Annotated in this window: 1 tRNA gene; it reads right to left on the bottom strand. The window is 38.7% G+C overall.

Features of this window, described 5'->3' with window-relative positions:
• Nucleotides 1-337 precede the first annotated feature (337 nt).
• Nucleotides 338-413, bottom strand: a tRNA-Val gene (locus EJ063_RS20710).
• Nucleotides 414-465 lie beyond the last annotated feature (52 nt).

Consider the following 465-nt stretch of genomic DNA (forward strand, 5'->3'; position numbering starts at 1 on the left):
ACAACCCCAAAGGGTCTTATAGTCAACTAACCAAAGTTGTCTGCATTTTTATACATGTGCAGACTCGATTTTGCCGGACTCAATTTTGAATAGTCACTTAAAAGTGACATTCCCAAGAACACTTGAATGTGTTGTATTGGTGTTTGTCTATAAAGACAAACATTGAGAACTTTACAAACAAACTTTAAAAGTTTGTTTTGTCAGCTTTCCAAATTGTTAAAGAGCCATGATTCTTCCGAAGAAGGTCATTTTCTAAAGACTTTCAGAGTCGGAGATTCTAACCACATACTAGTTACTGAAGTGGTTTGGAAATCCTAATCCAAAAATACTTAGAGAATGGTGGGCGATACCGGGCTCGAACCAGTGACCCCCTGCTTGTAAGGCAGGTGCTCTCCCAACTGAGCTAATCGCCCACATAAGTTCCCTTTGTCTTCACTTTTTAAAAGTGAAAATAAAGAGCCATAC

The organism is Vibrio aquaticus (genome assembly GCF_003970385.1).
Classification (GTDB): Bacteria; Pseudomonadota; Gammaproteobacteria; order Enterobacterales; family Vibrionaceae; genus Vibrio; species Vibrio aquaticus.